This window comes from Vibrio sp. 2096 (genome assembly GCF_033339595.1).
Lineage (GTDB): Bacteria > Pseudomonadota > Gammaproteobacteria > Enterobacterales > Vibrionaceae > Vibrio > Vibrio alginolyticus.
In genome coordinates this window covers 43,567-69,630 of record NZ_JAWOUX010000016.1, presented here as the reverse complement: position 1 = coordinate 69,630, position 26,064 = coordinate 43,567, and the positions used below count along the sequence as shown (strand labels likewise).

20 protein-coding genes are annotated in these 26,064 nt (G+C 46.2%); 5 read left to right on the top strand and 15 right to left on the bottom strand.

The window, feature by feature from the left end; genetic code table 11:
- Positions 1-892: 892 nt before the first annotated feature.
- A complete protein-coding gene (locus tag R7Q41_RS21485) occupies positions 893-2,464 on the top strand; it encodes an ABC-F family ATP-binding cassette domain-containing protein (RefSeq protein ID WP_318109325.1) in 1,572 nt (523 codons plus the stop codon).
- Positions 2,461-3,618: an MFS transporter gene (locus tag R7Q41_RS21480; RefSeq protein ID WP_053307402.1), complete on the top strand. Its 1,158-nt coding sequence runs from the start codon at positions 2,461-2,463 to the stop codon at positions 3,616-3,618. The genes R7Q41_RS21485 and R7Q41_RS21480 overlap by 4 nt, the downstream gene beginning before the upstream one ends.
- A gap of 74 nt (positions 3,619-3,692) precedes the next feature.
- Here R7Q41_RS21480 and fis read toward each other — a convergent pair whose 3' ends face one another.
- The 9 genes from fis to R7Q41_RS21435 all read right to left on the bottom strand — a co-directional run bounded on the left by fis (position 3,693) and on the right by R7Q41_RS21435 (position 13,487).
- Positions 3,693-3,989 (bottom strand): DNA-binding transcriptional regulator Fis, encoded by a 297-nt coding sequence (fis, locus tag R7Q41_RS21475; RefSeq protein WP_000462885.1) that lies wholly within the window; start codon positions 3,987-3,989, stop codon positions 3,693-3,695.
- Positions 3,990-4,012: 23 nt separating this feature from the next.
- The gene (gene dusB / locus R7Q41_RS21470; RefSeq protein ID WP_005382505.1) at positions 4,013-4,981 is read right to left on the bottom strand and encodes a tRNA dihydrouridine synthase DusB; all 969 of its coding nucleotides are present in this window, start codon (positions 4,979-4,981) and stop codon (positions 4,013-4,015) included.
- 139 nt (positions 4,982-5,120) lie between these two features.
- Entirely contained in the window at positions 5,121-6,008 is an 888-nt protein-coding gene (prmA, locus tag R7Q41_RS21465) for a 50S ribosomal protein L11 methyltransferase (RefSeq protein WP_053307401.1), read from the bottom strand.
- A 165-nt stretch (positions 6,009-6,173) separates the two neighbouring features.
- Positions 6,174-7,517, bottom strand: coding sequence for an acetyl-CoA carboxylase biotin carboxylase subunit (gene accC, locus R7Q41_RS21460; protein WP_005382509.1), 1,344 nt, complete (start codon positions 7,515-7,517; stop codon positions 6,174-6,176).
- Positions 7,518-7,531: 14 nt separating this feature from the next.
- Positions 7,532-7,993 carry an acetyl-CoA carboxylase biotin carboxyl carrier protein gene (accB, locus tag R7Q41_RS21455; protein WP_005386355.1) on the bottom strand — a complete coding sequence of 154 codons (462 nt, stop codon included), beginning with the start codon at positions 7,991-7,993 and terminating at the stop codon, positions 7,532-7,534.
- 61 nt (positions 7,994-8,054) lie between these two features.
- Positions 8,055-8,504, bottom strand: coding sequence for a type II 3-dehydroquinate dehydratase (gene aroQ / locus R7Q41_RS21450; protein WP_005382360.1), 450 nt, complete (start codon positions 8,502-8,504; stop codon positions 8,055-8,057).
- A gap of 303 nt (positions 8,505-8,807) precedes the next feature.
- Positions 8,808-10,760 carry an acetate--CoA ligase gene (acs, locus tag R7Q41_RS21445; protein WP_025768819.1) on the bottom strand — a complete coding sequence of 651 codons (1,953 nt, stop codon included), beginning with the start codon at positions 10,758-10,760 and terminating at the stop codon, positions 8,808-8,810.
- Positions 10,761-10,997: 237 nt separating this feature from the next.
- Entirely contained in the window at positions 10,998-11,627 is a 630-nt protein-coding gene (locus R7Q41_RS21440) for a 3'-5' exonuclease (RefSeq protein ID WP_005382363.1), read from the bottom strand.
- A gap of 33 nt (positions 11,628-11,660) precedes the next feature.
- Positions 11,661-13,487: a DUF294 nucleotidyltransferase-like domain-containing protein gene (locus R7Q41_RS21435; protein ID WP_318144656.1), complete on the bottom strand. Its 1,827-nt coding sequence runs from the start codon at positions 13,485-13,487 to the stop codon at positions 11,661-11,663.
- A 233-nt stretch (positions 13,488-13,720) separates the two neighbouring features.
- On the opposite strand from R7Q41_RS21435, the gene R7Q41_RS21430 reads away from it, so the two are divergent.
- Positions 13,721-14,908, top strand: coding sequence for a 3-phenylpropionate MFS transporter (locus tag R7Q41_RS21430; RefSeq protein WP_169628950.1), 1,188 nt, complete (start codon positions 13,721-13,723; stop codon positions 14,906-14,908).
- 135 nt (positions 14,909-15,043) lie between these two features.
- Positions 15,044-18,475, top strand: coding sequence for a PAS-domain containing protein (locus R7Q41_RS21425; RefSeq protein WP_169628951.1), 3,432 nt, complete (start codon positions 15,044-15,046; stop codon positions 18,473-18,475).
- A 91-nt stretch (positions 18,476-18,566) separates the two neighbouring features.
- On the opposite strand, the gene R7Q41_RS21420 is transcribed toward R7Q41_RS21425, so the two are convergent.
- The 5 genes from R7Q41_RS21420 to R7Q41_RS21400 form a co-directional block, all read right to left on the bottom strand.
- Complete coding sequence (locus tag R7Q41_RS21420) at positions 18,567-19,952, bottom strand: class II fumarate hydratase (protein ID WP_005386369.1); 1,386 nt, start codon at positions 19,950-19,952, stop codon at positions 18,567-18,569.
- A gap of 17 nt (positions 19,953-19,969) precedes the next feature.
- Positions 19,970-20,347: a hypothetical protein gene (locus R7Q41_RS21415; RefSeq protein ID WP_005382370.1), complete on the bottom strand. Its 378-nt coding sequence runs from the start codon at positions 20,345-20,347 to the stop codon at positions 19,970-19,972.
- A 199-nt stretch (positions 20,348-20,546) separates the two neighbouring features.
- Positions 20,547-21,029, bottom strand: a complete 483-nt coding sequence (locus tag R7Q41_RS21410; RefSeq protein WP_005382371.1) for a hypothetical protein — start codon at positions 21,027-21,029, stop codon at positions 20,547-20,549.
- A gap of 108 nt (positions 21,030-21,137) precedes the next feature.
- A complete protein-coding gene (locus tag R7Q41_RS21405) occupies positions 21,138-22,865 on the bottom strand; it encodes a sodium:solute symporter family protein (protein ID WP_005382372.1) in 1,728 nt (575 codons plus the stop codon).
- A 12-nt stretch (positions 22,866-22,877) separates the two neighbouring features.
- Positions 22,878-23,141 (bottom strand): DUF4212 domain-containing protein, encoded by a 264-nt coding sequence (locus R7Q41_RS21400; RefSeq protein WP_005382373.1) that lies wholly within the window; start codon positions 23,139-23,141, stop codon positions 22,878-22,880.
- 519 nt (positions 23,142-23,660) lie between these two features.
- Between R7Q41_RS21400 and R7Q41_RS21395 the strand changes: the two genes are divergently transcribed.
- Complete coding sequence (locus R7Q41_RS21395) at positions 23,661-25,412, top strand: potassium/proton antiporter (protein WP_017821771.1); 1,752 nt, start codon at positions 23,661-23,663, stop codon at positions 25,410-25,412.
- Here the strand turns inward: R7Q41_RS21395 and R7Q41_RS21390 are convergent.
- Positions 25,409-26,038: a response regulator gene (locus R7Q41_RS21390; RefSeq protein WP_005382375.1), complete on the bottom strand. Its 630-nt coding sequence runs from the start codon at positions 26,036-26,038 to the stop codon at positions 25,409-25,411. The genes R7Q41_RS21395 and R7Q41_RS21390 overlap by 4 nt on opposite strands.
- Positions 26,039-26,064: the final 26 nt, after the last annotated feature.

The window sequence follows — 26,064 nt, the reverse complement described above, 5'->3', positions numbered from 1 at the left end:
TCGTTTTGGTTCCCCGACTTACCTTAAACCCACTTTCATATTGAAACCTTGCATCGAGAGGCCGGCTTCCCTCTGGCGATGCTTTCTAAGCCCTGTTATGAGTGAAGTGGAACGCAGTTTTGTGTGGTTTCTGCAGTCTCGAGCGCTAGTTTTGAGCCCCTGTGCTTAACTTACCAAAGCTTCCTTTATTATTACCTGGAAAATTTATTCAATAGGTTATGTTATTTTCGGGGGAGATTTCTCTGCTTTAGATGTTTTGATTTAGCCATAGGCGCTTATTAATATAAACTCAGCGCATTTAAAACTTTCCAAACATGGATTTTGTTTTGTCGATCTATTTAAGCCAGTGTCTTAAAGTATATTCGCTACTTCTTCCCTCTAACCCTCTCCAACCTTCAAAGCCACCACTACGTACGTATAACGTGAGCGGTATAGGTGCTTTCATAGCTGTGTTTGCTGAGTAAGTCGTTCACCTAGCACATTGACTGAGGAAAGGTCTTCTTTCAGTGGATCTTCGTCTAAGTCACGATAGTTTTTAATAATTATCTGGTACTTTTTATTCTAAAGGTGTACGCTTCACATCGAATATTTTTTCGACAGTAAATCATGTTATATCTCTTGTTTAAAAGCTTTGTAAGAAGGCTGAACTCCGTGCAAAAAACGCGATGAAGTGTTGCTCGGAGTCTTAAATTAATCTTCATCAGGTGTTTTATGTGTGGGTAGCTTCGCTGAAGTTATACGCAGGTGCTTGTACACCTGATAAAAGAGAAGAGATGGCCGGTGATATTTCATCATCGGCCTTTTTGTATCTGTTAAGCAGCTACAAAGCATTTCCCAGTATTGAAATAAGGGCCGGTATTGATCACCGGCCCTTTTTTATTTGGTTGAAAACATGAGTATTTTACAAGTTAAAAATTTGTCTTATCAGATAGCCGATAAGACATTATACAACAACGTGACCTTTCGTATTAACGTGGGAGAGAAAGTAGGTATCACCGGAGCGAATGGTGTTGGAAAAAGCACCTTATTGAAACTGCTTTTCGGTGAATTATCTGCAGATAAGGGCCGCATTGAATGGTTACCAAGCCTTGAGGTAGGGTATTTAGAACAACATTTTAAGATCGATAATGTGCTGACAGTTCATGAGTGTTTAAAGGGCTCTTTTGAGAGTTTATACGCTGCAGAGCAAAAGCTTTGGACTTTGTATCATGCGATGACCGAGTCTCACTCTACATCTCTTTTAAGCCAAGTCGCTCGGCTACAGGCATATTTAGAAGATGAAAACTTCTATGCAATTAATACCAAAATTGAACAAGTTGCTGTAGGTTTTGGCATTTATCAATTTGGCTTAGATACACCGCTTGTCTCGCTAAGTGGCGGTCAAAGACACAAAGTCCTTTTAGGCAGGTTGTTACTTCGCAACCCCGATGTGTTAATTCTTGATGAGCCGACAAACTATCTTGATGCTCCGCACATTGAATGGCTAGTCACGTTTCTCAATGATTACATTGGCACCGTTTTACTGGTTTCTCATGATGTTGATTTCCTTAATCAAGTAGCGACCAGTATTTGTGATATTGATTATCAAACGGTTCGAAAATACAGCGGCACTTATGTCAAAGCAATGCAGCAAAAGCATCACGATGGTGCTTTGATAGAAAAGCAATATAAGGCTCAGCAAAATGAAATTCGAAAGTTAGAGCAATTTATTGCCAAAAATGGCGCTGGAGTTAACGCGAGTCTTGCTAAAGGGCGTAAGAAAAAACTGGATAAAATCGAACGTATTCAACTGAATAATGTAGAGAAAGTATCGATGTTTGACTTTGCTTACCAGCCCATTGGGCAACCGAATGTGATTGACGCAAAAGCGTTGATGATCGGTTATCAGCAGCCTCTGCTTCCAGTGTTTGATATCACGTTAGCGCGCGGGGAAAAGTTGGTTGTTGCTGGCTTTAACGGCGTGGGTAAGTCGACCTTACTTAAAACCCTGATGGGGGAGATCGAGCCACTCTCTGGTGAGGTGGTATTGGCAAAAGGTGCAATAATTGGTTATTTTTCTCAAGATTTGTCTTGGCGCCATCCTCAGAACACGCCTGAACAGGAGCTGTGCTCTTGTGCGCCAACAATCTCAAGCAAAGAGTCACGCAAGCTATTAGCTCGCTTTGGGATTACGGGGGATAAGACGCAGCGCCACTTAGATACATTGAGCGGTGGTGAGCAAACTCGGGTGAAACTGTGTTGTTTATCGGTTCAGAAATGCAATGTTTTGCTGTTGGACGAACCAACAACACATTTGGATAGCAGCAGTAAAAATGCGCTTAAAGAGGCTCTCCTGCGCTTTTCCGGTAGCGTGATTGTAGTATCTCATGAGAAGGCATTTTTGCAATCTTGGCCTGATAGAGTTTTAGATATTTCGTTGCTCACTTGTGCTGAATCGAAAACAGAACAGGAGGTGGAGCTATGATGCAGTCCATGATCCTATTTCTCGTTGCTTTTCTTGTTGGTGCTGATGAGTTGATGCTTGGATCTATTCTTGAACCTATCGGAAATGATTTAAGTGTTCAACCGAGTCAGGTGACCTTATTTATTACGGCATATAGTTTAGCCATAGCAATTTGCGCTCCTTACTTGGGCCGTTTATCAGACCGAGTTGGGCGTATTCGTATCATGGTGCCTGCTTGCTTTGTATTTGGGGTTGCGTCTATTACGACGGGCATAGTTCATGATTTTGAACTTGCTATTGCAACTCGTGTGATCACTGGTATTGCAAGTGCAGGCATGTTACCAATTGCATTCGCGTTAGCGGGAGACGCGAAGGGTAATAGAGCGATGCGTCAAATTGTGATGGTTCAGGCGGGATTAACGCTAGGTATGATAACTAGTCCGGCGATCGGAGCATTGTTGACCCAGCTTTTATCATGGCGTACCGCTTTTATTATTTTGGGCGTGGCGGCTCTTTTTGTCGGTGCCATGAGCGTAGTGTCCATGAACAACAAGCATAATGAGTCCAAGAAGTCAGATACTCTGCCACCTATCACAGACGTCATTCATCTTCCAGGCGCGTTGAGGGCGATTCTAGCGATGTGTTTAGGCCTAGGGGGAGGTATTGGTGTATTTAACCTGATAGGCCTTCATATTCGAGATACCAGCGAGTTGGCGCTCGGTTGGGTGGGCGCTATTTATGCTGCTCTAGGGATCGTGAGTGTGGTTGGAAATATGTGCGTGGGGAGAGCTTGCCGTTGGCTTGGTAGCTCTCGAGCTGTTATGCGAGTGGCTTTAATGGTGTGCATACCTTGCAGTGCATGGGTGTTCTCAAGTGAGATGAGTACGGTTACCGCTTATCTTCCAGCTCTAGTGCTCTGGTCTCTTGCTGGAGGGGTTGGTTCTCCAGCATTACAAGCACATATAGCAAACTTATCTGATGAATATCGAGGTGTGTTGATGTCTTCTGGAATGAGTATGATGCACTTTGGTGTCGCGATTTGGTCTGCCTTGGCGGGCTTCGCGTATTCTGTAGGCAATGAATGTGTCGCTGTCGTGGCTTTGCTATTGTTTGGCTCAGCAGTGGTTATCTTAAAGCCAGTTGGTAATACTGCACAAAGTGAGCGTTATTCGTAGTGTTTTAGTAGATAAAGAAAAGCCGTTACCTAAAAAGGTAACGGCTTGTTCCAAATACTTTTTGAAAAACGGTCTTAGTTCATGCCGTATTTCTTAAGTTTCTTGCGAAGAGTACCGCGGTTGATACCCATCATAGTTGCTGCGCGAGTTTGGTTACCGCGAGTGTACTGCATGATAGTATCTAGTAGTGGCTGTTCAACTTCAGCTAGAACTAATTCGTATAGTTCTGTTACTTCCTGGCCGTTTAGTTGAGCAAGGTAGTTTTTAAGAGACGCTTTAACAGAGTCACGTAAAGGCTTCTGAGTAATCTGGTCTTGTGACGTTACTGTAGTTACTGTTAATGCTTCTGAAGTCAGATTTTGTTCGAACATATTCGGTCTAGCTCTTCTCTTAATTATGATGCAACGTTATCAAAATAACCTTCTAACGCCTCAATTTGCAGCGGAGCTGCGTCGATAGCGTTGAAGGTACGGCGAAACTCACTTGCCTGTTCATGCTCTTTCAGGTACCACCCAACGTGCTTGCGCGCGATACGTGGACCTAAGAACTCCCCATAAAACTCATGCAGAGCATTTACATGACCAAGCATAATGGTTTTCACTTCCTCAGTTGGAAGCTCCTCCATTGTGGTGCCGTTTTCCAAATAGTGATGGATTTCCTGGAAAATCCAAGGACGACCCTGGGCAGGGCGTCCAATCATTAAAGCGTCCGCACCGGTGTACTCCAGTACAAATTTGGCTTTCTCCGGGCTATCGATATCACCGTTCGCGATAACCGGAATTGAAATCGCCTCTTTTACCGCTTTAATGCTGTCATATTCGGCCTCACCTTTGTACATACATGCTTTCGTTCTGCCATGCAGAGCAAGAGCTTGTATGCCGCAGTTTTCGGCTAATTTAGCGATCTGGACACAGTTCTTGTTGTCTGTATCCCAGCCAGTTCGAGTCTTTAACGTTACAGGAACGTCCACTGCATTCACGACCGCTTTCAAAATCTCTTCGATAATGTTTGGGTATTGAAGCAGAGCAGAGCCCGCTAGCTTCTTATTCACTTTTTTTGCCGGGCAGCCCATGTTGATGTCGATGATTTGTGCACCGTTCTCAACACTGAATTGAGCTGCGTCCGCCATAAGCTGTGGATCGGAACCCGCAATCTGTACAGAGCGAATGCCCGATTCGCCCTCGTGTACCATACGCTGTTTCGACTTTGACGTTCCCCATAGTTTTGGGTTAGCAGACATCATTTCACTGACGGCCATTCCCGCACCATAGCGAAGACACAACTCGCGAAACGGTCTATCCGTTACACCAGCCATAGGGGCTACGATTAGATTGTTCTTAAGTTGATAGTTTCCGATTTTCAAAACGTCATCACAGTTCTGTACCAGCAAGGGCGCGCATTTTACGCATTTTTTCACTGCGTGAAAAGACTAATATTTGAGCATTTACAAATTGTTTTTGTAAATTGTATGAATTTCAAACAATTAGCTCTGAAAACCTTGTCTAGCCTTGCTTACGACCAGAGATGCGACACCATTCACTTTGCTCAACAATCGGGTCAATGTGAAGCTCGTCACGGTAATAGTTCGCAACATCTTCAGCTTGAGTGTCTAATACGCCGGACATAGCGAGGTCGCCATTTGGCTTAACTAGTTCTTTGATGATAGGTGCAAGTTCACGTAAAGGTCCTGCAAGGATGTTGGCCACAACGACGTCAGCGACGAGACCTTCAGGTTGATTTTGCGGTAAGTAAACTTCTAGTTTGTCTGCAACGCCATTACGCTCAGCATTGTCTTTTGAAGCAAGCAGGGCTTGAGGATCAATGTCGATCCCTATCACTTTTTCAGCGCCCAGTTTGATCGCTGCGATCGCGAGAATACCTGAGCCACAACCGAAGTCGATAACGGTCTTACCGCTTAAGTCCATGCTTTCTAGCCACTCAAGACAAAGTGCTGTTGTAGGGTGAGTACCCGTACCGAATGCAAGGCCTGGATCCAACATAACATTAACAGCGTCAGGATCTGGAATGTCGCGCCAGCTTGGACAAATCCATAAGCGTTCACCAAATTTCATTGGGTGGAAGTTTTCCATCCATTCGCGTTCCCAGTCTTTATCTTCAAGCTGTTCTACTTTGTAAGCAAAATTGTCAGCCAGCATATTGCTCGCTTTAATTTGGTCGATGATGAAGTTAGTGTCTGCTTCTGCATCATACAGTGCCAGAATATCAGTATCGCCCCATAAGCGAGTTTCGCCAGGTAGAGGTTCGAATACAGGTGTATCCTGCGCGTCTAAGAATGTAACAGACAGCGCGCCAGTCTCTTCCATTAGCATATCGCCGATTTGCTCAGCGTTTTCATTGGTCGCGTTGAGTTTGATTTGAATCCAAGGCATTGGTTTTTGCTCTTAAAGTGAATGAAGTGGCGCAGAGTTTACCAGAACTCTACGATTTGTTTGAGTATATACCCAAATAAGCCGATTTATATGTTGAGCCGTTCGCGTACATATAAAACAAAAATGCCCACGGGAGTGGGCATTTTTTAAGACGTTTGCTTAGGTTTATTGTAAGCCAAGCTTCTTCTCTAGGTAGTGGATGTTTGCACCACCGTGTTGGAAGTTTTCGTCATTCATAATGGAGAATTGCAGTGGCACGTTAGTTTTGATGCCTTCGATGATCATCTCACCCAGTGCGTTCTTCATACGTGCAATCGCTACATCACGGTTCTCACCGTAAGTGATCAGTTTACCAATCATTGAATCGTAATGAGGTGGTACTGTGTAGCCTGTGTAGATATGAGATTCCCAACGTACACCCATACCGCCAGGAGCGTGGAAACGCTCGATCTTACCCGGGGATGGTAGGAAGCGCTCAGGGTCTTCTGCGTTGATACGACACTCAATCGCATGGCCACGGATCTTAATATCATCTTGAGTGAATGACAGAGGCTGACCCGCTGCAACGCGAAGCTGTTCTTTGATTAGGTCGATGCCAGTAACCATCTCTGTTACTGGGTGCTCTACCTGAATACGAGTGTTCATTTCGATGAAGTAGAACTCACCGTTCTCGTATAGGAATTCAAACGTACCTGCGCCGCGGTAACCGATCTCGATACATGCACGAGTACAGCGTTCACCGATGTACTTACGCATTTCTTCGGTGATACCAGGTGCTGGAGCTTCTTCCACTACTTTTTGGTGACGACGTTGCATTGAACAGTCACGCTCACCAAGGTGGATTGCGCCGCCTTGACCGTCAGCAATAACCTGAACTTCAACGTGACGAGGGTTTTCTAGGAATTTCTCCATGTAAACCATGTCATTGTTGAACGCCGCTTTTGCTTCAGCACGTGTCATTGCAATAGCTTGGATAAGGTCTTTCTCTGCGCGAACAACACGCATACCACGACCGCCGCCGCCGCCAGATGCTTTGATGATTACTGGGTAACCAATGCGCTTAGCAAATGCTTTGTTTTTCTCTTCGTCATTGTCTAGAGGGCCGTCAGAACCCGGTACACAAGGAACGCCTGCTTTCTTCATTGCATTGATAGCAGATACTTTATCGCCCATTAGGCGGATAGTGTCTGCCTTTGGGCCAACGAAGATGAAACCACTGCGCTCAACTTGCTCTGCGAAGTCTGCGTTCTCAGACAGGAAGCCGTAACCTGGGTGGATAGCCACAGCACCAGTCACTTCTGCTGCAGAAATGATGCGTGGAATGTTTAGGTAGCTGTCGATACCACGAGCAGGGCCGATACATACGGTTTCGTCTGCGAGTAGTACGTGCTTAAGATCGCGATCCGCTGTTGAGTGAACAGCGACGGTCTTAATACCTAATTCTTTACAAGCGCGAAGAATACGAAGTGCAATTTCACCTCGGTTCGCGATGACTACTTTGTCTAGCATAAGGCAAGCCCCGCTTATTCGATTACAACAAGAGGTTGGTCGAATTCAACTGGTTGGCCGTCTTCAGCTAGGATTGCTGTAACAACGCCAGATTTGTCCGCTTCGATTTGGTTCATCATTTTCATTGCTTCAACAATACATAGAGTATCGCCAGCATTTACTTTCTGACCCACTTCTACGAATGCTTTAGAGTCTGGGCTTGGAGAGCGGTAGAAAGTACCAACCATTGGAGAAAGAACTTGGTGACCTGCAGGTGTTGCTGCTGGAGCTTCTGCTGCTGGCGCTTCCGCTACTGGTGCCGCTGCTACTGGAGCAGGTGCCGCCGCTGGAGCTGCTGCGTAGTGAATTGGTGCTTGAGGAGCTGCAGTGCCATGACGGCTGATGCGCACTGACTCTTCACCTTCAGAGATCTCTAGCTCAGCAATGCCAGACTCTTCAACTAACTCAATTAGCTTCTTGATTTTACGAATATCCATCTTTTCTTTCTCTTTTATCTTGTGATTAAGACAACCCTCGTAGGGTTGCAGAGTGTTAGGGTTACTTTGCCTGTAGCTTATTGATCGCTGCAGACAGAGCAAATTCATAACCTTGTGCGCCTAAACCGCAAATCACACCCTCTGCTTTATCTGACAGATAAGAGTGATGACGGAATGGTTCACGTGCGTGCACATTTGATAAGTGCACCTCAATAAATGGGATGGCGACGCCAAGTAATGCATCTCGCAGCGCCACACTAGTATGAGTGAAAGCCGCTGGATTGATGATGATGAAGTCAATCTTGCCATAGGCAGCGTGAATGGCTTCAATCAGTTCGTACTCACGATTTGATTGTAGGTGTTCCAGTTCTACCCCAGCGTTATGGGCTTGCTCTGTAAGAGTATCCACAACTTGAGCTAAGGTACTGTGACCATAGTGTGTCGGTTCGCGCAGACCCAATAGATTAAGATTTGGTCCGTTTAGAACAAGAATCCGTGACTTTGCAGACATTGTGTTGCTATCTTCCCTTATCGTGAGTGGAACGTTTATATTCCCAAATATACGATAGTTCAGCACGATTTTTTTGTTAAAACCGAGCAAATTTTAAAAAATCGACCAAGATTATAGCTAATTCATAGCAATTAGCAGCAATTTACTGGTCTAATCTCCTAATAGCCACTCTCGTTTCTGTAACCAAGTTAACAAAAACAACATAATTGCCATATTTTTTGTGTGGCCAATTTGTGCACTAAAGCAAAAAACCGCCATGAGTGATGGCGGTTTTTAAAGTGCTTTTAAAACAGTTGGTTGAATTTATGCCAATTCTGCTTTCTCTGCGATAAGTTTATCTACAACGCTCGGATCGGCAAGCGTTGATGTGTCTCCGAGGTTGCTGGTATCACCCGTTGCAATTTTACGCAGGATTCGACGCATGATCTTACCAGAACGAGTCTTCGGTAAGGAATCCGTCCAGTGCAGTACATCTGGTGTTGCAATTGGACCAATCTCTTTACGCACCCAATCTTTCACTTCTTTGTGTAGCTCTGCTGACGGGAATTCACCATCGTTCAAGGTAATGTAAGCGTAGATAGCTTGGCCTTTGATATCATGCGGAATGCCCACAATAGCGGCCTCAGCAATTTTATGATGTGCGACAAGAGCCGATTCTATTTCAGCGGTACCCATGCGGTGACCCGACACGTTTAGTACGTCATCAACACGGCCCGTGATCCAGTAGTAACCGTCTTCGTCACGACGAGCTCCATCACTAGTAAAGTACATTCCCTTGAAGGTTGAGAAGTAGGTCTGTTCAAAGCGTTCGTGGTCGCCATAAACAGTACGCATCTGACCTGGCCATGAATCAAGGATCACCAAGTTACCTTCTGCTGCGGTTTCTTCAATGATGTTGCCCATGTTATCAACCAGTGCAGGTTGGACTCCGAAGAATGGTCGAGTTGCTGAGCCTGGTTTTAAGTCTGTTGCGCCTGGTAGTGGTGCAATTAAGATACCGCCGGTCTCTGTTTGCCACCAAGTATCAACGATAGGCGAGCTCTCGTTACCAATCGTTTTGTAGTACCACTCCCACGCTTCAGGGTTGATAGGCTCACCTACTGAACCCATCACACGTAAGCTTGAACGAGATGTCCCTGCTACCGCTTCGTTACCTTTTGCCATTAGTGCACGAATAGCGGTTGGCGCAGTGTAGAGAATGTTCACTTGGTGCTTATCAACCACTTCACTCATACGAGCCGTGCTTGGGTAGTTTGGAACACCTTCAAACAGAATGGTTTTGGCCCCGTTCGCTAGTGGACCATAAATTAGGTAAGTATGGCCTGTAATCCAGCCCACATCCGCGGTACACCAGAAGGTTTCACCTGGTTGATAATCGAAGACATATTTAAAGGTCATTGCCGCGTAGACGAGGTAACCGCCTGTAGTATGTAGTACGCCTTTAGGTTTACCTGTCGAGCCAGATGTGTAGAGGATGAACAGCGGGTCTTCGGCTTTCATCTCTTCTGGTGGGCAAACGTCAGAAACGTTGGCTGTTGCTTCGTGCCACCAAACATCACGGTGTTCATGCCATTCAACATCACCACCTGTACGTTTAAGCACGACGACTTTATTGATGGTTTTTACGTCTGGGTTGGTTAGTGCTTCATCCACGTTCTTTTTCAGTGGAACAGCGCGTCCGCCACGTACGCCTTCGTCTGCGGTGATCACGACTTTAGCGTCAGAGTCGATGATACGGCCGGATAGTGCTTCTGGTGAGAAACCGCCAAATACTACGGTGTGAACCGCACCAATACGGGTACAAGCGAGCATCGCCACTGCGGCTTCTGGCACCATTGGCATGTATAGACACACCACGTCGCCCTTGCGTACGCCTTGCTCTTTCAATGCGTTGGAGAATTTACACACTTCTTTGTGCAGTTCGTTGAAAGTGAGTGTTTTGTCGTCGGCTGGATCATCGCCTTCCCAAATGATGGCGACGTCGTCCCCGTGTTCTGCAAGATGACGGTCAATACAGTTAGCCGAGACGTTCAGTGTGCCATCTTCAAACCAGCGAATATCAACATGGCCAGTGTCGAAAGAAGTGCTTTTTACTTTGGTGAAAGGTTTGATCCAATCAACGATTTTGCCGTGCTCGCTCCAGAAGCCCTCTGGATCGGTTACCGACTGCTGATACATGGCTAAGTAAGTATCATTATCCGCGTGTGTATGAGTTTTAATATTTTCTTTTACCGGATAAACGTGGGCTTCGCTCATGGCTTCTCTCCTTGTGCCTTATTTCTCGGCCTTACACCAATCTAGATAAGATTTTGAATATATTTTTGTAGGGCTGTTTTTTGGTTCTAAATAACTTGGTCGTGGTAATGACGACGTTGTGCTTATAACTGTCAGTCACCGCGCGTATTTCCACAATTAGACTTTAGGATGAGAGTGATGGAAGCGCCGGGAAATCGCTGAAACAAAAGTATTTCTGGGAGCTAGGTCAACTGATTTTTATGTATACGGCGCGGTTAGGTTGGGTAAATCGCCTTTCGTTAAGCGGACAAAGACCAAAGCGGCAGAAATCGCGTCTTGCAAGGCGTCGTGTTTGTCTTGGATAGGAAGTTCGAGGTGTTTACAAATGGCATCCAGACTTAAGTCGAAATAGGCATTCGGCAAATGTCGTTCCAACTTATCGTGATAAATCTGACTGACCTCGATAAGTGGGTTAGGAAGTGGGAAGCCAAGTTGCCGCAGACAAGCAAGGTCTAAGATCTTTTTATCGTAACGAATGTGATAGCCCACAAGTGGTCGGTTGCCGATAAAGTCGAGCAGCTCGAGCAGCGCCTCTTTTTCACTGATGCCATCGACTAAGTCTTGGTGGCGAATTCGATGGATCTTGACCGAGCCTGAGTCGAGCGATTGCGGCGCGCGTAAGCGGACTTCAAATGGTTGACTGGTGATGATGCGGTTGTCGATGATCTTGGTGGCTGCAATAGTCACCAGCTCGGCGCGATTTGGGTCAAGGCTGGTGGTTTCGCAGTCAAGAGAGACGTATTCTGTTTTATCTGGCGTGCAAAACAGCGACTGATAAGGCGAGCCTTTCAATTTGTAATGCCAGTATTTGCGTTGTAACCAGTTCATTGCCTACGCCTCTGTGATTTATGAAAATCAGGGTTAATCACGAATTTGATAATGGAAGCCTAAAAATTGCTTAAATTTCTTCACCACATGTAAGCTGTGGCGAAGCAAATCACGCTCAGTTCTATCCAGTTGTTTAATATCAATGTTATTCAACGCTTCTTGCTTTTTGAGTTGCTGATTAAGACGAAGTTTAAAGAACAATTTCAGTGCTTCGTTGAGATTATCTGCCGTTTCGGATTCTAAGATGCGCTTATTTCTCAGAGCTTCAATGCGTTCAAACGTGTTCTTCTCTTCAATGGCATACTCCAAAGACAAGGCGCGAATGCCGTGTACAATTGGGAAAATACCGCCGCGTTTAATGTCCAATCCGTCTTTAGCACTTTTTACGTTGCCAAATAGAGTTAGGGGCACCGAAAACTGCAAGGCAGGGCGAGTAAAGTCAGACAATATCAACATGCGATCTTTCATTGTGTCACGAAGATGCGCCGCAATTGGAGCCAGCAGCTCGCAATTCCCAGCAACAGCATGGGCGTCACTGAAAATAGCTAAGTCCATGATTTGTTCTGGTTCGGCTTTAGCTATCCAGTGGTTTAGGGTACTTATCCATTCTTGCTGTGTTTTGACCCATTTCGGGTTGTTAACCATCACTTTACCAGGGCAAAGTGGATAACCGAGCTGTTGTAGGGTGTGTGTGAAGGATCGCATCACTTGTTCGCAATGAGGCCATTCCAAACCATCTTGAATAATCAGGGCATTGTCTTGATCGGTTTTGAGAATTTGCTCTCCTCGGCCTTCAGAGCCGAGTACGATCAAGCAACAATGGTCGTGCAAGGCTGGTGGTATCACTAACTCGAACGCTTTCTCGATAATTTGTTCGTTTACGGCTGAGATAAGCTCCATGATGAAGCGAGTGCGGATGCCGTTTTTCAATAAGCTCTCGACCAATTGACGTTGGCGGTTTGAGGCCAAAGCGAGCTCTTCCACGCTGCTTGCTCGAGCAATACTGAGCGTTAACACGTGAGAGTGGGTTGAGAACGCGCTGAGAATTTGGGTCATATCCAGCATGCCGACGGCTCTGTTGCCTTCACATACCATGAGGCGTTTCATTCTATTTCTGGTCATTGTGATCATGGCGTTGAATAGAAAGTCACCATCATCAACGTGATAAACAGGAAAGCTCGCGATCTCACCCACTGGTGTGTCGAGCGCGCAACCATCTATCATCACAGAATGCAGCATATTAGTACGAGTCACTATTGCGTACGGGTGGGCTGATGGCCATTTTTCCAATCGTGGATCATCGCCATGGAGTTGAACCAATGCAGCGTCAATCCCATTTTCTTTTAAGGCACGCGTTACCTCGTGAATTGGTGTATTTGGTTCAAGAATCATCGGTGGGTGATAAATGCTGCGGTCAACTTTAGTGAGAATAAACTCCGCTAAGTTTTGCTGTTGATGGGCCGCTTCGGTGAGCTCTTGCCGTTTCGATAAATTGTTATCGAAATAGGCTGCAAACTGGCCATTTTCGTTGTAAAGGGCAAGGAAAACTTCTTTCGGCAGTAGGTAAGAGAGCGTGTCCTCAAGCGCGATGTAGTGATGACGTACCTTGTCTTCAAGTAACGAGCGTACATCGAACATATCGTCGTTGGCATAATGTGCGAACACTTCCTGTTGATCGTTGGAGCGCTCTTCTACCGCGCCTTTGATCAGAATATGTAAGTGGGGGTTCTTCTGTCCGCAGGATAAAATAACATCTCGAGCTCGATAGTAGGCGACGTCCAGAGAAGATCGCAGTCGCGTTTGTTGTGCTTCAGTTAAGCGATCGAACGGTGGAGATTGCATGTTAAATTTGTCAGGCATGAGAACACCCAATAATGATGGAAGGAACACTCTCTAAGTCTGACAAATTTCTTACCGGAAGCCAGACGACTTTGGTCTAAATTACGATGTTTTCGCTTGAAGATGCCAAATGTCGCAAAGTTAGTATTCCATCGAGGAAACGATAAGTTTCTTATTCTTCCCTTTTTATAATACGCATGGCGATCCATAATTCCCGGCTCGAACGTTGGTGTTCCCGTTTTAGGATATTAGTAATGTTGAAACCTTCTCCGTATGGCTGGATTTCCCAGTACTTTCTCGGATTCTTCTTTGCGTATGGCGTGTATCTGCCATTTTGGTCACTTTGGTTTAAGGATCAGGGCGTATCTTCGACAGATATCGGTTTGCTGGTCGGGTTAGGCCTTGCGACACGTTGTGTTGCCAATATCGTGATCACCCCACGAGTACACAAAGTCGAACATCTTATGCCTGCTTTACGTTGGTTGAGTTTCGCTGCCCTCCTTTTTGTTGGATTTCACTTTTTTACGGGTGGTAGCTTTTGGTTAATGGCACTAGCGACAGTGTTGTTCAATCTTTGTTGTGGACCGATTATTCCGTTGTCGGACGCGATGGCAAATTACTACGCTCGCCTGAAAATGCTCGATTATGGCCGCACGCGGCTATGGGGTTCGATCGCCTTTATCGCAGGCTCGACGGCAGTGGGCTACCTGGTGGCTGAATTTGGCTCCGATATGATCTTGTACACTGCGATGTTCGGCGTGTTTATCTCGTTGCTGTTTGCTATGCGACCGACTAACCCAATGCCTGTAACGCACGGTGGGCAAAGCGCAGAACGTCCAAAGCTGACCGCTCTTTTGACCGACAAGCCGATACTAAAATTCTTAGTGTTGGTGTCACTAATTCAGGGCAGTCATGCGGCTTACTACGGCTTTAGTGCGATTCACTGGAAGGCCGCTGGTCACTCGGAAGATGTCATTGGCTACTTGTGGAGCTTAGGAGTGGCCGCAGAAGTGGCAATGTTTGCATTGAGTAAGCGCTTATTCGTAGGTTGGTCAATACGCGCGCTGTTTATTGCTGCTGCCGTTGGTGTAATGATGCGTTGGGGTATTACGGCGTCGACAACATCAATTATTGCTTTGGTGGTTGTTCAACTATTGCATGGTGTGACTTTCGCTACCGCACACATTGCCGCGATCCAATATATCCAAAACTCCGAAGAAAATAAGATCGTAGCGTTGCAAGCGTTGTATAACGCGATTCCGTTGGGCGCATTTATCGCGTTAATGACCGTATTGAGTGGCTGGGGTTATGAGCACTGGGGACCGCTTGTGTTCTGGGGCATGGCCGCGATGGGGTTATTGGCTCTGTTCATCAAGCTTGATTCGCAAGACCCACATCAGGTGGTTGATGTATCAGACAAGCCACTTGAAACACAGAATTAGACTTATGTAACAAAGGTTAAAAACTAAGCTTTGTCTCCGTTATCAAAGCAGTGTTAAATGAAACCTCTCCCTCATGGAGAGGTTTTTTTATTCTCTTGCTTTAAAAGTAGCAAGAAAGGCAAGAAAGGATATCGGATGCAAGGATGGCTGGTGGTTCCCGTTTCTTTAGCGTATTTGGGAGCTTTATTTATCATCGCGTGGTACGGCGACATTCAGAAAAGGTGGCTAGCGCGCTGGCGGCCTTGGATTTATAGCCTTTCCATTGCGGTGTACTGTACATCGTGGACCTTCTACGGCACGGTCGGGCAGGCCAGCAGTAATCCTTGGTCTTTCTTACCCATCTATATTGCTCCCATTTTAGTGTTTACCATCGGATGGCGCGTTTTAGCTCGGCTTATTTTGATTGCTAAACGGGAACACATCACGTCGATTGCTGACTTTATCGGAGCACGCTACGGTAAATCCCAAGGTTTGGCCGTGGTTGTTACGCTCATAGCGGTTGCGGGAATTTTGCCGTACATCGCTTTACAGCTGCGTGGTATCACTATGGGGCTTGAAATTATTGCTCCGGAGCTGGCTACTGATTTTGGTTATCAAAACGATAGCGTGTCGTGGTTTGTTGTGGTCGCATTGGCGATTTTTACGATGCTATTCGGTACCCGCCACATTGATAACACGGAACACCATCGTGGGATGATGATGGCAATTGCCTTCGAATCCATTATCAAACTGCTGGCTTTTTTAGTGGTTGGTGTCTTCATTGTTTGGTTGGCGATGAACACCGAGAATTTGAGCTTAATTGATGTTGCCGCACAGACGTATCAGTCACCAAATATCCCGACTATATTGATTCATACTGTACTCACGATGCTGGCGATCGTTTGCCTTCCGCGACAATTCCATACGATGGTGGTGGAAAATGAACGTGCTCAAGATTTGCATGTGGCTCGTTGGTTGTTCCCCATTTATCTGATCTTAATGGGGATTTTTGTTTTACCTATTGCGTGGGTAGGGCAAGGTCTCTTGAGTGGCGCTTCGCCTGATACTTATGTCATCAGTGTGCCGATGTCGGTCGGGGCGAGTGAAATCGCCTTGCTTGCGTTTCTAGGCGGTACTTCAGCGGCAAGTGGCATGGTTATCGTATCGACGATTGCCTTAGCGATCATGGTCTCGAATGACTTGGTTATGCCATTGCTATTGCGTCGCATGCGACTGACGCAGCGTAACCATCACCATTTTTCTGAATTATTACTGCGGATCCGCCGTGGTTTGATTTTAGTTTTGTTGATTGGCGCGTGGTGTTTCTATCAAGCGTTGGACACCATTCATTCACTTTCTGCTATCGGCTTTCTCTCGTTCGCGGCTATCACGCAATTCGCTCCTGCGCTGGTTGGCGGTATGTATTGGCGTCAAGGGAATAAGAAAGGTGTGTATGTTGGCCTCGCGGTGGGTTTTGCTACCTGGTTGATTACGTTAATGAGCCAAACAGACATGCTTGCCGGAGACGCCAGTAATAACTTCCTGATCTGGTTGATTACGCCACCAGAGGTATTGGCTAGTTTTGATATCGCGATTTCAGATTGGGGGATGATCCTCAGCGTGGTCGCTAATGCAGTGTGTTTTGTTGTGGTTTCTATGGCTACCCGACCAAGCCTAAGTGAGCGCTTACAATCGGCATCATTCGTTGGTACACCGTTGCCTGAAAGCGAAAATATGAGTCTGTACCAGAGCCGCGTTACGGTTGCAGAACTGGAAATGCTAGCGTCCAGATTTGTAGGACGAACGCGAGTTAAAGCGGCGTTTCAAGCCTACTGGAGCCAGCAACGAGAAGAGTTGATGCCGAATCAACAAGCGCCATCTTCTCTGATTCGGCATACGGAGCGTGTGCTAGCAGGGGTATTTGGAGCATCTTCTGCTAAGTTAGTACTTACTTCCGCTCTGCAAGGAAGAAACATGCAGCTTGAAGAGGTGGCGACTATCGTCGATGAAGCCTCTGAACTGTACGATTTTAGTCGGGGTTTACTCCAAGGCGCGATTGAGCATATTGGGCAAGGTATTGCGGTCGTCGATAAGCAACTACGCTTGGTAGCGTGGAACCAACGCTATTTAGAACTCTTTGAATTTCCGCCAGGCCTGATTCAAGTAGGTCGACCGATTGCGGATGTGATTCGGCACAATGCAGAGCAGGGGTTGTGTGGCCCTGGTGACCCTGATGACCACGTCCGTCGCCGTGTTTATCACCTTGAGCAAGGGACTCGGCACACCTCCTCTCGGGTTCGTCCCGATGGTCGCGTGATAGAGGTGCAAGGTAACCCAATGCCAGGTGGTGGCTTTGTGATGAGCTTTACCGACATCACCGTATTCCGTGATGCAGAGCAAGCACTGAAAGACGCCAACGAGACATTGGAAGAAAGGGTACGTCTGCGGACTCGAGAATTAGAACAACTTAACAAGCAGCTGGTGGAAGCGACGCAGCGCTCGGATTTGGAATCGAAATCCAAATCACGGTTCTTGGCGGCAGTAAGCCATGACTTGATGCAACCGCTCAACGCGGCGCGTCTATTCGCTTCTTCACTATCGGAAGTCGCCAAAGACAGCGAAGCCAAAAAGCTGTCAGCACACATTGAAAGTGCTTTAGAGGCTGCCGAAGACTTAATTGGAGATTTGCTGGATATCTCGCGTTTGGAATCGGGCAAGTTGGAAGTCAACGTGCATGGCTTTGCGTTAAATGATGTGTTATCGAATTTGAATGCTGAGTTTAGTGCGTTAGCCAAACAGCAAGGTATAGAGTTCACCATGATTCCGTCCTCACTCATGGTTAAGTCGGATCCCAAACTGCTGCGCCGTGTGGTGCAAAACTTCCTGACCAATGCGTTTCGTTATAACCCGAATGGCAAAGTCGCACTCGGTGTTCGCCGCGTGAAAGGGCGAGTGCGTATTGATGTATGGGATAATGGAGTGGGGATTGAAGAAGAGAAGCAGCAAGAGATTTTTGAAGAGTTTAATCGCGGAACTCAAGTTCGTTCCGACCAAGGTCTCGGACTTGGTTTGGCGATTTCGAAAGGAATTGCTCAGGTACTTGGGCATGAAATTTCGATGCGCTCTTGGGTTGGAAAAGGCAGTGTTTTTTCCATCACCCTAGATAAAGCTGATCATGTTCAGCCTCATCCAGTTCGCGTGGCGATGAATAAGCAATCTGAACTTGGTCATCTGAGAATCCTATGTGTCGATAATGAGCCTGACATTCTAGTCGGCATGGAAAACTTACTTTCCCGATGGGGTTGCGATACACGAGTTGCGATTGATTTAGTTGAAAGTCTACAAGCGCTTGAGGATGGTTGGATTCCGGATGTAATTTTCTCCGATTACCGACTTGATGATGGTCGTACTGGTTTAGAAGTGCTACAGCAATGCCGCCTGAGATTAGGCCACAGCTTTGAAGGCGTCATCATCAGTGCAGATCGTACCGATGATATGCTTGATGGCATCAAAGCAAATGGGTTCAGCTTTATTGCTAAGCCAGTTAAGCCGCTTAAGCTGCGTTCGGTGCTCAATCGAGTCGCTTAGGATTGGAGTGTTTGAAAAATCGCTATAAAAAGAGACCTCCGAATGGAGGTCTCGATGTTTGTAATCTTAGTTGATAGGCTGAGTTTGCCGCTTATTCTGCGACGCCGCCTTGGGTCAGTTTGGCTGGATTAAGCAATCGCTCTAGTGTGGCTCTATCCAAATCAGTTTCTTCTTCCGCGACATCAATAATCGCGCGCCCCTGTTTGTAGGCTTTTTTCGCGACTTCTGCCGCTTTTAGGTAACCAATGACCGGGTTGAGAGCCGTGACCAAAATTGGGTTTTTGGCGAGTGCTACATCCAAGTTATCTTGGCGAACTTCAAACGTCGCAATGGCTTTGTCAGCTAAAGCGGTTGCGCTGTTAGAGAGTAACTCGATGCTCTCCAATACGTTATGAGCAATAACTGGCAACATGACGTTAAGCTGGAAGTTGCCCGCTTGGCCTGCGACGGTAATGGTGGTGTCATTACCAATGACTTGCGCTGATGCCATAGCTGCGGCTTCTGGGATCACAGGATTTACTTTGCCAGGCATGATGGAAGAACCCGGCTGCAAGCCTTGTAATTCAATTTCACCTAAACCAGCCAATGGGCCTGAATTCATCCAACGAAGATCATTTGCGATCTTCATGATCGCAACTGCTGCTGTTTTGAGCTGTCCCGACAGAGCGACGATCGCATCTTGACTGCTTAAATTGAAAAAGAAGTTATCACTGGCCGTGAACTGAATGCGAGTTGATTGGGTTAGGTTGCTAGCGAATAAGTCTGCAAAGCGTGGATCGGCATTGATCCCCGTTCCAACCGCCGTACCACCTTGGGCTAAGGCTTTTACAGCAGGAAGTGTTTGTTCAATCGCTTGTTTTGCATGCTCGATTTGGAACTGCCAACCGCCAAGTTCTTGAGCAAAGGTAATTGGCATCGCGTCCATTAAGTGGGTGCGACCGGTTTTTACAACATCTTTCAATGCTTGCTGTTTAGACTCTAGTGTTTGGCTGAGGTGTGACAGGGCCGGGAAGAGCTGTTTTTCGATGGCTAATGCTGCGCTAACTTGAATGGCCGTCGGTACCACATCGTTGCTGCTTTGCCCCATGTTGACGTGATCATTAGGGCTAACAGTGCCGCCTAGATGCTGGGAGGCCAGTGTTGCAATTACTTCATTCGCATTCATATTTGAGCTAGTGCCTGATCCTGTTTGGAACACGTCAATTGGGAATTGCTCAATATGATTGCCTTCGATAATTGCTTGAGCTGCGTCAGCAATCGCGTTGGCAATATCTCCTTCAAGCAGCCCTAGCTGTGCGTTGGTGAGTGCCGCAGTCTGCTTGATGTGTGCTAACGCTTTGATAAAACCAGATGGCATTTTATGTTGACTGAATGAGAAGTTATCGACGGCGCGTTGAGTTTGGGCTTGGTAGAGAGCATCTGCAGGGACCGTTACTTCGCCCATACTGTCAGTTTCTATGCGGAATTCGGTGCTCATGGTAGGGATCCTTTTGGTTAATCGAGTGAGATTTGAATCAGGCGTAATTGTTGTTGTAGTGCGAGAAATTTCACGTCGCCTTGTTCAAACTGGTAGTAATAGCGTTTGAGGCAGAATAATGGCGTATGGATAGAATCGAGACAGACACGACGGAAGATACGGCTGCGAGTTGAGTCTTGAATTGCGTCTAGTAAATGGAAATAAACCTGACGTAAAAACAGCTCACACAACAATAGATTTTCTTCATCGGCATCGTGTTCATAACAAGAAGACAACACCATTCCCCAATGAATATAGTCATGAATCACGTCTGGCTCAAAGCCATGTGGTGCGGCGAGAAGGAATCTATCTTGGGCTTTAAAAAATGCGTTAAAGATGTCCCGTTTGTTGTCCATAACCACCTCTCATTAAATGTAATGATAATTATTATCAATTAAGTTGTGGGTTGGCAACCCTTTTTAGAGTAAGAGGTTGTTGAAGAAAGACTTACGGAAACAAAAGCCGACGCAAAGGCGTCGGCTGAGTAGGAATTCATTTATGCTGAGTGAAACTAAGTCACTGTCGTTTGAATACCGGTGAATTAGCTTGTCGCCGTTATTCAGTAAATAAGGTTTCGTACTTCACAAATGCGGTTTGTGTTTCACCATAATACAGTGTGCCGCCTGATTGAATGACGACTCTTAACCAGCTTTCTGCAGATGCAGGCTTTGGTAAGGTGATGTACCAGCTTTGGCCTGCTTGATCGGCGGGCTTCATATCAATCGGTTGAGCGTTTTTCTCTTTGTCACTCACAATAGAAACTTTAACCCCTTCGAGTGGGTAAGCGGCGTTGAGTGACAATTCTAAGTTATTTTTAGTGAGTTTTTCAGAGCGAAATTTCACTTTAAAATCGCCATTTTCCATATCACACAGACCACTGGTGTAACGACAATTAGACTTACTCGCGAGTTTGTAAGTTTCCCCTTCTTGCGCCGCGTGGGGTTTCTCGCTGAGGGCCATATCGGTACCGAAGTAAGCGATCAAAGAGAGAACTGGCGCAATCAGTAGAGCGAGAATAAAGTGCTTGTTTTTGAACATCTTGGCTTCCTTGCAACGACATACTGCGAATATGGTAACTGAAAAGTGAGAATAAAAAAGCCCCGGACGGCTGGTTCCAAACGGGGCTTTTGTGGTTTTGATTAGTTTTTAGTGATCCACTGCACTACCAGCACCTACTGGTACGCGAACGTGTTCGACTAGGTCTTTTACTTCTTGTGGCGTTTCTGCAGTTACTTTGGATACAGCGAATGCAACAATGAAGTTAAATAGTGCGCCGATAGCACCAAACGCGTTTGGCTCAATACCCAGGAACCAGTTTGTTCCCCAGCTTTCTAGATATTTCCAATCAGCGACGAAAAGAATGCCTTTGTGTTGGAATACGTAGAACAGCGTAATACTGATACCTGCAATCATACCGGCGATTGCGCCTTCTTTGTTGATGCTCTTGCTGAAGATGCCCATCATCAATGCAGGGAAGATGGATGAAGCGGCAAGACCAAAGGCGAGTGCTACCGTACCTGCGGCAAATCCAGGCGGATTTAAACCGAGATAGCCTGCGGCTGCTATCGCTACTGCCATTGATATTCGACTAGCAAGTAGCTCTTTTTTCTCGGATATGTTCGGATTGATAACCCCTTTGATTAAGTCATGGGAAATAGCTGAAGAAATGGCGAGTAGTAAACCTGCTGCGGTAGATAGTGCAGCTGCAAGACCACCTGCTGCCACAAGTGCAATCACCCAGTTTGGTAGTTTAGCGATCTCTGGGTTAGCCAATACCATGATGTCGTTATCAACGCGCAGTTCGTTGGTGGACGCATCTGAAGTGTATTGGATATTGCCATCGCCATTTTTATCGTCAAAACCGAGTAGTCCAGTTGTTTCCCAGTTTTTGAACCACGCAGGACGCTCGTCATACGCTAGGTGCTGACCCGGAGCTGGATTTACCGTATTCATTAGGTTGAGGCGAGCCATCGCTGATACCGCTGGTGCAGTAGTGTAAAGGATTGCGATGAAGATCAGAGCCCAGCCTGCTGATGTACGTGCGTCGCGAACCTTCGGCACGGTAAAGAAACGGATAATTACGTGTGGTAGACCGGCAGTACCAATCATCAGTGACATGGTGTAGACAAACATATTAAGTGTGTCGCCACGTACTTGGGTCGTGTATTCACTGAATCCGAGTTCGGTCACCACTTGGTCAAGCCGATCGAGTAGATAGACATCGGTACCAGCCATGGTACTCCCCAGACCAATTTGTGGGATTGGGTTACCAGTGAGTTGCAGAGAGATAAAGATTGCAGGGATAGTGTAAGCAAGAATGAGTACGCAATATTGAGCAATCTGCGTGTAAGTGATGCCTTTCATGCCGCCAAGAACCGCGTACATGAAAACGATACACATACCAATTAATAGGCCGGTGGAGTAATCCACTTCTAAGAAGCGACCAAACGCAACGCCCACGCCTTTCATCTGACCGATAACATAAGTCACTGATGCGATGATAAGACAAACAACCGCTACGATACGTGCTGTGTTGGAGTAAAAGCGTTCACCAACAAACTCTGGCACCGTAAACTTACCAAATTTGCGTAGGTAAGGTGCTAGCAACAGCGCAAGCAGAACGTAGCCACCAGTCCAACCCATTAGAAATACTGAGCCGCCATAGCCCATGAAGGCAATTAAGCCTGCCATTGAGATAAACGACGCTGCGGACATCCAATCGGCTGCGGTTGCCATACCGTTTGCAATCGGGTTTACACCGCCACCAGCAACATAAAACTCTTTGGTTGATCCGGCGCGAGCCCAAATAGCAATCCCGATGTACAGGATGAACGTGGCGCCAACGACCAGGTAGGTAATAGTTTTCAAATCCATCTGAGTGACTCCTTATTCGTCCACGCCGAATTCACGGTCAATTTGGCGCATCTTCCATGCGTAATAGAAAATAATTCCTAGGAAGGCATAGATGGAGCCTTGTTGAGCAAACCAGAAACCGAGTTTGTAACCGCCTAGTTGAAATTGATTTAGTACGTCGACAAATAAAATGCCGCAGCCGAAAGACACGACGAACCAGATGACCATTAGGCCGATCATGAGCTTCACGTTTTTGTCCCAATAGGCTTTGGCTCTTTCTTCGCTTTCAAATGCCATTGCCGTCTCCTTACGATTGGTATTGTTGTTAATGAAATGTTTCAATATGTACATTAGCAAGGTGTTGGCAATAACTCTTTTCAACTTTAGTCGGGGTGTTAAAAATGAAGAACCCCCATATTATGGGCTTTTGCAGCGAACAAAGGGGTAAAACGTTATGTTAATAAACTGTTAAGTTAGCCAAAGGTCTAAAGGTTGATTGGATAAACAGGCATGATTAAGACGGGCCATTAATCTTTTCTTCATTGAACTTGGAGATGCTGTGTAAGTATTGGTGGTGATCTTGTGGCTCTTAAAGAGAGAAGGCGTAGATAAGAAAGCTCACAAGTAATTTATTTACATAAAGTTTTCGCATCAAATCACCGTTTTAACGCACAATAAAGTAATATAACTGAGTCATTCTCGTACAACCTCGCATTTTGAGACGGTGTAAAGGGGAGGCAGATTAGGGCATTACCTCATTAACGAAGTAGCCTGCTCATCACAATTATTATCGTTTTTCATTAAGGGAGGGTGAGAATGGACGCAGACACCATTAACAGTTTTTTTCTAATAGGTGCGTTGTTAATCGCACTTAGCGTTCTTTTAAGCCCAGTGTCTTCTAAGTTGGGAATCCCAATTCTTTTGGTATTTTTAGCCGTTGGAATGCTAGCGGGGGAAGACGGCTTAGGCGGCATTTTATTCGATAACTTTTCGATCGCTTATTTGGTTAGTAACCTCGCATTAGCCATCATTTTGCTTGATGGTGGGATGAGAACGCGGGTCGCCAGCTTTAGGGTTGCGTTATGGCCCTCGGTCTCTTTGGCGACATTTGGCGTTGCGATCACCACCATTTTAACCGGGCTGATGGCAACGTGGTTATTCGACTTAGATTTATTGCAAGGCATATTGGTTGGTGCGATTGTTGGTTCCACCGATGCTGCCGCGGTCTTCTCTCTACTCAAAGGTCGTAGCCTGAACGAACGTGTTGGTTCAACGCTGGAAATTGAATCCGGCACCAATGACCCAATGGCGGTGTTTCTGACCGTAACTCTGATTGCTATTTTAGCGAACCCTGGCGCAGATTTAAGTGCGGGCTTTTTGGCGTTCAGTTTTCTTAAGCAGTTTGGTATTGGCGCGTTACTTGGCTTCGCTGGTGGCTGGCTCTTATGGAAAGTTATCAATCGCAATCAATTACCAGATGGGCTGTATTCTATTTTAACGGTCAGTGGTGGCTTGCTTATTTTCGCTTTATCTAACACTTTGGGTGGCAGTGGTATTTTGTCGATTTACCTTGTTGGTCTTTTATTAGGTAACCGTCCAACACGCAGCCGCCACTCTATTCTTCATGTTTTAGATGGTATGACGTGGCTAGCTCAAATTGGTATGTTCTTGGTGCTTGGTTTGTTGGTTACGCCATCCAATTTACTCTCTATTGCGTTGCCAGGTCTTGCGCTTGCTTTCGGGATGATTTTGTTTGCCCGACCAATCTCAGTTTGGATTGGTTTACTGCCATTCAAGAGTTTCACGCCACGTGAAAAGTGGTTTGTCTCTTGGGTAGGATTGCGTGGCGCTGTACCTATCATCCTCGCGGTATTTCCGATGATGGCAGGGTTGCCAGATGCTCAACTGTACTTCAATTTGGCATTCTTTGTAGTAATGGTGTCTTTGATAGTACAAGGGGGCACGTTGACTAAGGCGATGTCTCTTGCAAAGGTCGAGCTACCTTCTAAGCCTGAGCCAATTTCGCGTACGGGTGTAGAGATTTACCCGACCAGTGAGTGGGAGCTGTTTATCTATAGACTTAAAGCAGATAAATGGTGCATTGGTGAGCCATTACGTAGTCTTTCGATGCCGGAAGGAACGCGTATCGCCGCTGTATTTCGCAGTAAAGAGCTATTGCACCCATCCGGCAGTACGCGTCTTGAGGAAGATGATACCTTGTGTGTATTAGCACAAGAAAAGGATTTAGATGCACTGAGCTTACTGTTTAGTGAAGCCCCAGAGAAAGCGTCGCTAGCGCGATTCTTCGGTGACTTCTTCCTCGATATTGAAGTGAAGCTTGCCGATATTGCCGTGATGTATGGTTTGAATCTGGGGGATGAACCGCTGGATAAAAGTTTGAGAAACCTTGTCGAAGAGCAATTAGGTAGCACGCCAGTATTGGGAGACCATTTCGAGTGGCAAGGTTTGCATTGGATCGTCGCTGATGTTGTTGATCAGCAGGTCACTAAAGTCGGTATCCGATTGCCAAACGAAAAAAGTAAGTCTGACGATAAGACGTCAATCTAGTCGCTCATTTCCGTCAGCATAATCACGGCTTGCGTGCGGTTCTTTACACCGAGCTTACGGAAAATCGCTGTCATGTGCGCTTTTATGGTGGCTTCTGAAACATTCAATTCGTAAGCGATTTGCTTGTTCAGCAAGCCATCGGACAACATTCCCAACACTTTATATTGCTGCGGTGTTAGCGCAGCAATCTTTTCCGCTAAGTCATTACATGCCGCGTTATTGGTGATCAACCCTTCAGGGAAGTATGGGTCGCCATTCAGCACTTGATTGAGCGCGTTCACTAATTCGCGCATGTCGCTGGACTTGGGAATAAAACCAAATGCACCATGGCTTTTCACTTGCGTCACGATCGCCGGCTCTTCACTCGCTGAAACGACGACGATAGGTAAATCTGGATGCTCTGCTCGCAAATGAATCAAGCCAGACATACCATTTGCTCCTGGCATTTTGAGATCCAATAGCACTAAATCTGGCTCTTCCTCTCGCTCCAACAAAGCCAGAAGTGCGTCGAGTGAGTCCGCTTCCAGCAAATTTGCACCACTAATAGCCATGTGGATAGATTGAAACAAGGCATTCCGGAAGAGTGGGTGATCATCTGCAATAATGATGGTGTAGGTCGAATCCATGACGTTAAACACTTTTGACTATTTCG